The sequence below is a fragment of the Streptomyces sp. NRRL F-2580 genome, assembly GCF_000720115.1.
Taxonomy (GTDB): domain Bacteria; phylum Actinomycetota; class Actinomycetes; order Streptomycetales; family Streptomycetaceae; genus Streptomyces.
In genome coordinates this window covers 46,821-53,270 of the sequence record NZ_JOIR01000043.1, presented here as the reverse complement: position 1 = coordinate 53,270, position 6,450 = coordinate 46,821, and the positions used below count along the sequence as shown (strand labels likewise).

At 76.9% G+C, this 6,450-nt stretch carries 7 protein-coding genes; 5 read left to right on the top strand and 2 right to left on the bottom strand.

Going from position 1 to position 6,450, the window contains the following annotated elements; translation table 11 throughout:
• On the top strand, positions 1-2,268 hold a 2,268-nt coding region (locus IF88_RS48590), incomplete at its 5' end, for an NADase-type glycan-binding domain-containing protein (protein WP_234323793.1).
• Positions 2,269-2,415: 147 nt separating this feature from the next.
• Complete coding sequence (locus IF88_RS0133800) at positions 2,416-3,033, top strand: GNAT family N-acetyltransferase (protein WP_078893307.1); 618 nt, start codon at positions 2,416-2,418, stop codon at positions 3,031-3,033.
• 22 nt (positions 3,034-3,055) lie between these two features.
• Here IF88_RS0133800 and IF88_RS0133795 read toward each other — a convergent pair whose 3' ends face one another.
• Positions 3,056-3,952 (bottom strand): NADP-dependent oxidoreductase, encoded by an 897-nt coding sequence (locus IF88_RS0133795; RefSeq protein WP_030721401.1) that lies wholly within the window; start codon positions 3,950-3,952, stop codon positions 3,056-3,058.
• Positions 3,953-4,150: 198 nt separating this feature from the next.
• Here IF88_RS0133795 and IF88_RS0133790 point away from each other — a divergent pair, with 198 nt between their 5' ends.
• Positions 4,151-4,567, top strand: coding sequence for a winged helix-turn-helix transcriptional regulator (locus tag IF88_RS0133790; protein ID WP_030721394.1), 417 nt, complete (start codon positions 4,151-4,153; stop codon positions 4,565-4,567).
• Between the two features lie 42 nt (positions 4,568-4,609).
• The gene (locus IF88_RS0133785) at positions 4,610-5,338 is read left to right on the top strand and encodes a Mut7-C RNAse domain-containing protein (RefSeq protein ID WP_030721391.1); all 729 of its coding nucleotides are present in this window, start codon (positions 4,610-4,612) and stop codon (positions 5,336-5,338) included.
• Between the two features lie 6 nt (positions 5,339-5,344).
• Here the strand turns inward: IF88_RS0133785 and IF88_RS0133780 are convergent, their stop codons facing one another.
• Positions 5,345-5,839, bottom strand: coding sequence for a hypothetical protein (locus tag IF88_RS0133780; protein ID WP_234323792.1), 495 nt, complete (start codon positions 5,837-5,839; stop codon positions 5,345-5,347).
• Positions 5,840-5,958: 119 nt separating this feature from the next.
• Here IF88_RS0133780 and IF88_RS0133775 point away from each other — a divergent pair, with 119 nt between their 5' ends.
• Positions 5,959-6,294 carry a YnfA family protein gene (locus IF88_RS0133775; RefSeq protein WP_030721387.1) on the top strand — a complete coding sequence of 112 codons (336 nt, stop codon included), beginning with the start codon at positions 5,959-5,961 and terminating at the stop codon, positions 6,292-6,294.
• Positions 6,295-6,450: the final 156 nt, after the last annotated feature.

The following is a 6,450-nucleotide window of genomic DNA, read 5'->3' as shown; positions in this document are numbered from 1 at the left end:
GTCCCCACCGGGGCGGAGCCCACCCCACCGCCCCCACCCACGACGGCCGACGCGGACCGACGGCCCCCCACCGGCCCGCACGACGGGTCCACCCCGCCCGCCGGGGAGGAGCGCAACGCTGCCCTCGCCGGCACGGATCGACGCCTGCCCTGGCCCCGCAGCGGGTCCACCTCGCCCACACCCCCTACCTCGGAGCCCCACCCGACCGCCCCCGCCGGAGCCGAGTCCAGCCCAGCCACACCGGCCGGTGCCGAGCCGCCCCCACCCGCGCCCGCCCGCGCCCAGACCACCCCGCCCGCAACAGCCGCCGCAGACCGGCGAGCCCCCACCAGCCCGCACAACGAATCCACCCCGCCCGCACCCACCGGGGCCGAGTACGTCCCGCCCGCACCTGCCGGCACGCAAGCCACCCCACCCTCGGCGGCCGCCGCAGACCGGCAGGCGCCCACCAGGCCGCACAACGGATCCGGCGCACCGGCGCCCGCCGGGCCGGAGGCCGGTCCGTCCACGCCCACCCGCGCCCAGACCACCCCGCCCGCAGCGACCGACGCGGACCGACAGGCTCCCGCCGGGCCGCGCAACGGCTCCGCCCCGCCCGCACCTGCCGGGGCCGAGTACGGCCCGCCCGCCCCCACCGGCACTGATCCGGTCCCGTCCCCGCCCGCCGGAGCGGAGTTCGGCCCGCCCCTGCCCGCCCGCGCGCAGGCCGCCCCGTCCGCAGCAGCCGCCGCAGACCGGCAGGCGCCTACCGGGGCCGAGTACGGCCCGCCCGCCTCCACCGGCGCCGAGCCGGTCCCGCACCCGCCCGCCAGGGCGGAGTTCGACTCTCCCGCGCCCACCCGGGCGGCGTCCGCCGCGCCCGCCCGCGCGCAGGCCGCCCCGTCCGGAGCGGCCGACGCGGACCGGCAGGCCCCCGCCGGGCCGCGCAACAGGTCCACGCCCGCCCCTTCCGGGGCGGAGCCCCACCCGACTGCCTCCGCCACCGAGCCCGGCGCGCCCGTGTCCTCCACGGCAGAGTCCGGCCCGGCCGCCCGCACCGGAGCCGGGGCGCAGGCCGCCCCGTCCGCGGCGGCCGACGCAGACCGGCGGGCGCCCACCGGGACGGCCCGGCGGTGGCCCTGGCAGCGCGGACGGTCCGCCCAATCCACTCCCCCCGCACCGGAGTCCACCCCGCCCGCGCCCACCGGGGCCGAGGCGGCTCCGGCCGCACCCGCCGGGGCGGGTCGGTGGCTGCCCTGGCTGCGTAGGCGGTCCAACCCGGGCGTGCCCGCCGCCCCGGGGTCCCGCCCGGCCGCGCCCGCCAGGGCAGAGTCCGGACCGGCCGCGCCCGCGCGCGCTGAGTCGGCCCCGTCCGCGCCCGCCGGCGCCGGGTCCGGTCCGGCCGTGCCCACCGGGGCAGCCCCCGGCCTGCCCGAGAGCCGGGCCACCGCTTCGCCCGCCGCCAGGCGACCCGCCGCGCCCCAGCCCGTCGCGCCGCAGGCACCGGCAGCGTCCCCGCAGCCCGTGCAGCCCGCGAGGGCGGTCGCGCCGCGCCCCGTCGTGCGGCCCGCCCCGGTGAGCGACGACGTCGCCGGCGTGCCGTGCCCCTCCTGCGGCACGCCCAATCCCCCGGACCGCCGCTTCTGCCGCCGTTGCGCGGCTCCGCTCACGCCCAGCACCGCACCGCCGCCGCTCCCCTGGTGGCGGACGATCTGGCCGCTGCGCCGCCGCACCCGCGCCGGCTCGGGCCGCATGGTGCGCTTCCTGGTGGTCCTGGCCGTCGTACTGGCCCTGTGCGCGGGCGGCTTCCTGCTGCTGCCGGCCGGACGCCACCTGATCGAGGACACCCGGGACAAGCTCGGCAAGGCCAAGGCGGTGACCGCCACCCGCGTCGAGGCGAGCGCCGAGGTCCCAGGGCATCCGGTGGGCAACAGCACGGACGGGCTCAGCAACCGCTACTGGGGCGCGCCCGCCCCCGGCGCCTCGGTGACCTACACCTTCGCCAAGCCCTTCCGCCTGGTCGCCGTGATCGTCACGAACGGCGCCTCCCCCTCGCCCGAGGAGTACGCGAAGCAGGCCCGCGCGCTCCAGATCGACATGGAGGTGACGTCGAAGGACGGCCGGAGGGTCCACAAGAAGCTCGCCCTGAGCGACAAGCCCGGCCCCCAGACCTTCCCCACCGGCATCAGCGACGCCGCCACGATCCGCCTGACCCTCGACGCGCCCGCCGGGTCGGCTCCGGACCGTCATCTCGCCCTGTCGGAGGTGGAGTTCTTCCAGCGAAGCTGACGGGGCCCGGCGGGCCGCCCGCCGCCTCCCGGTGCGGATACGGATACGTGGACGCACGAAGGGCAGCCCGCACGGGGTCGCCGCCACGTCCCTGCGCACGGCCAACTCCCGGCCGCCGCACGCCCCGGCCGCATACCGTGGGTCCCCATGGAGACACGGGTGCGGCTGGAGCCGTGGGCTGACGGGGACTTCTGGCTGCTGGAGCGCAAGAACGAACCCGCGATGACCGAGCACCTCGGCGGGCCGGAGACCCCGGAGAAGCTCGTCGACCGGCAGCGGCGGTACGAGGCCCTGAGCGCGCGGGAGCCGTCCGCCGGGCGGATGTTCCGGGTCGTACTGGAACCGTCCGGCGAGAGCGTCGGCTCCGTCGGCTTCTGGGAGCGCGAGTGGCGCGGCGAGCCGGTCTACGAGGCCGGCTGGGGCGTGCTGCCCGAGTTCCAGGGCCGGGGGCTGGCGGTGGCGGCACTCACGGAACTGCTGGCCTACGTCCGCGTCCACGGCACCCGCGACAGCGTCCACGCCTTCCCGGGGACGGACCACCCGGCGTCGAACGCGGTCTGTCGGCGGGCGGGGTTCGAGAACCTGGGAGAGGTCGACTTCGAGTACCCGCCCGGCGTGCCCCACCCGAGCCTCGACTGGCGCTACCGGGTGGGGCGGCGGCCCGGAACCACACCGCGGACCGGGCCCACGCCGCAGGCCAGGCCCACACCGCAGACCGGGCCCACGCCGCCGGCCGGAACCACACGGCCCGGAACCACGCCGTAGGCCGGGACGCCGCAGGCCGGGATCACGCCGTCAGGATGATGCGGCCGCGGACCCCCGCGGTGGCGAGGCGGTCGTGCGCCTTCGGCGCGTCGGCCAGCGGGAAGGTGTCCGCGACCCGGAGCGTGAGCTCACCCGCGTCCACCAGGGCCACCAGGCGGGCCAGGTGCTCCCCGTCGGCCGCGACCTCCTGCTCCTCGACCCGGATCCCGCGCTCCGCGGCCGGGGCCGCGCCCGGGATCACGCCGACGTAGACCCCGCCGTCGCGGACGAAGCCCAGCGCGGGCTCCCCCAGTACGGCCGTGTCCAGGACCCCGTCCACCGGGCCGGCCGGAGCCGCGCCGCGCGGGACGAAGCCGGCCGCGCCCAGGGACCGTACGAACGTCTCGTCCCCCTCGCCCGCCAGGGCCGTCACCACCAGTCCGGCCCGCGCCGCGAGCTGCACCGCGAGCCCGCCGACCACGCCCGCCGCGCCGGTGACGAGCACCGAGGCGCCGGGGGCGAGCCCCAGCAGGTCCACCGCGCGGGCCGCGGTGAGCCCGGCCAGCGGCAGCCCCGCCGCCGCCACGGCGTCCACGGTCGTCGGCGCGGCCACCACGGCGGAGGCGTCGAGCACCGCGTACTCCGCGTGCGTGCCGAGCGGCTTCACCGCCCCGTAGTGCAGCCCCACCACCCGGTCGCCGCGGCTGTGGCCGGTCACGTCCGCGCCCACCTCGTCGATCTCCCCGGCCACCTCCCAGCCGAGGCCGAGCCGCTGCCCGGCGCCGCCGAAGACACCGGCGCGGACCGCTCCGTCCACCGGGTTGACCCCGGCGGCCCGGACCCGGACCCGGACCTGGCCCGCCGCCGGCCGCGGCACCGGTACCTCGGCCAGCTCGACCCGCTCCGGCCCGCCGAACTCGTTCACCACGACCGCCAGCATCGTCCGCTCGTCGCTCATGTCGCCATCTCCCCTTGCACGTCGTGCAGTTCGTCGCCGCGTTGCCGCATTGCCGCGTTGCCGCGTTCCTGATGAGCACTAACCTAGGGAGAGGTACTCTCTTTCCGTAAGTACGCACTCCAAAGTGCGTACCCGACCCGGAAGTGACCGGGTCGGCCACGACCCGGAAGTGGGGGACCCATGGCCACCAGCACCGCCGCAGCCCGACGCTCGGAAGCCCGCGCCGGCTACGACGCCTTCCTCAAGGAGTGCCCCACCGGCCAGCTCCTGGCCCGCATCAGCGACAAGTGGGTCGGCCTCATCGTCAGCGCCCTCGCCGAGGCCGAAGACCGGTCCCTGCGCTACAGCGACCTCGGCCGCAAGATCCCCGGCGTCAGCCAGAAGATGCTCACCCAGACCCTGCGCTCCCTCGAACGCGACGGCCTCGTCGACCGCACCGTCACCCCCACCGTCCCCGTCCGCGTCGACTACCGGCTCACCGACCTCGGCGGCAGCCTCAGCTGCCTCCTCTCCTCCGTGAAGCTCTGGGCCGAGAACCACTTCGACGAGGTCAGCGCCCATCGCGACACGTACGACCAGGCCACCGGGACCTCGTAAATTCAGCCGCGACCACCGCCCCGGCAATGGCATGCTGGCAGGGTGAACGGACCCGGCATTCAGCTCACCCTCGCCCCCGAACTGCGCCTCTTCGCCCCGCCCAGCCGGCGCGCCGACCGCGTACCGACCACGACCGACGGCGCCTCCAGCCTCGGCCACGTCGTCGAATCGGCCGGCGTCCCGCTCACCGAAGTCGGCCGCCTCCTCGTCGACGGCCGCGAGGTGCCCGTCTCCTACGTCCCCCAAGACGGTCAGGACGTCGAGGTGTTCGGGGTCGAACGCCCCCAACGAATCCCCGGCGCCCCGCTCCGCTTCCTCCTCGACGTCCACCTCGGCACCCTCGCCCGCCGCCTGCGCCTGCTCGGCGTCGACGCCGCCTACGAGAACGAGGACATCGGCGACCCCGCCCTCGCCACGCGCTCCGCCGCCGAGCAGCGCGTCCTGCTCTCCCGCGACCGCGGACTGCTGCGCCGCCGCGAGCTGTTCGCCGGCGCGTACGTCTACAGCGACAACCCGGACGAACAACTGCGCGACGTCCTCAGCCGGTTCGCGCCCGCCCTCGCCCCGTGGACCCGCTGCACCGCCTGCAACGGCCCGCTCCACGAGGCCGACAAGGAGAGCGTCGGCGACCGCCTCGAACACGGCACGCACCGCTCCTACGACGTGTTCGCGCAGTGCTCCGCATGCGAGCGCGTCTACTGGCGCGGTGCCCACCACGCCCGCCTGGAACGGATCGTCGAGGACGCCCTCGTCGAATTCGGCACCGCCTGACCCGGCCTAGAAGGCGTAGGCGTCACCCGTGTCCAGCGCCAGCACCACGTGCTCGTTGTTCACGTGGTTCCGGTCCGTCGCCCCGCCGTTCCACCACGTGTCGACCCGCACCACCACCTCCGGCACCCGCTCCCGCAGCGCCAGCGCAAGCCCGATGTGTCGGCCACGCCCGTGCAGCGGCAGCGGGCCCGTCTCGCACACCACCTCGCGCACACCCGCCCGCGCGCAGCCCTCCGCCAGCTGCTGCCGGTCCGCGAGCTCGGCCGACAGCCGCACCCGCAACGTCGCGTTCGCCAGCGCCGTCGGCCCGTCGTTCTCCGGGACCAGCCAGATCCGCAGCCGCGCCCCCGACAGGTGCACCCGGCCGTGGTACGCCACGTCGGCCTCGGCCTCGGCCTCGGGCCCGGCCGGCGCCGAGGCCCACCCGGGCGGCGCCCCCGCACCCGCACCCAGCGCCAGCAACCCCGCCACCACCACACTCCGTACGGCACCACGGCGCACCGCCACCACCTCCTCGCGCGGAGGCTAGCCACCGGCGCCCACGGCCGATCGGACCATCACACGAATGAGGGCGGGCCGTACCCCCATCTGCCCGCGCGTTCCCTCGTACGCTTCCGGCCATGCTGATCGCACGCTCCGCCGCACTGTTCACCCTCGCCGCCCTCCTGGAGATCGGCGGCGCCTGGCTCGTCTGGCAGGGCGTCCGCGAGCACAAGGGCTGGGCCTGGATCGGCGCCGGAGTGATCGCCCTCGGCCTCTACGGCTTCGTCGCCACCCTCCAGCCGCAGGGCGACTTCGCCCGTGTCCTCGCCGCCTACGGCGGGGTCTTCGTCGCCGGATCCCTCCTCTGGGGCGTCGTCGCCGACGGCTACCGCCCCGACCGCTGGGACGTCGTCGGAGCCCTCGTCTGCCTCGGCGGCACGGCCGTGATCATGTACGCCCCGCGCGGACGCTGATCCACCGGACCACCGGATCCCCGGACCCCCGGACCCCCGGACCGCCGAGTCCCGGACCACCCGACCACCCGACCACCCGACCACCGGACCCCCGGACCGCCGAGTCCCGGACCACCCGACCACCCGACCACCGGGCCCCGGACCACCGGGCCAACC

Bases quoted from the DNA above. Each gene is read 5' to 3' on its own strand.
- IF88_RS0133800 (WP_078893307.1), top strand. From the start codon at position 2,416: ATGGAGACACGGGTGCGGCTGGAGCCGTGGGCTGACGGGGACTTCTGG.
- IF88_RS0133795 (WP_030721401.1), bottom strand. From the start codon at position 3,952: ATGCTGGCGGTCGTGGTGAACGAGTTCGGCGGGCCGGAGCGGGTCGAG.
- IF88_RS0133790 (WP_030721394.1), top strand. From the start codon at position 4,151: ATGGCCACCAGCACCGCCGCAGCCCGACGCTCGGAAGCCCGCGCCGGC.
- IF88_RS0133775 (WP_030721387.1), top strand. From the start codon at position 5,959: ATGCTGATCGCACGCTCCGCCGCACTGTTCACCCTCGCCGCCCTCCTG.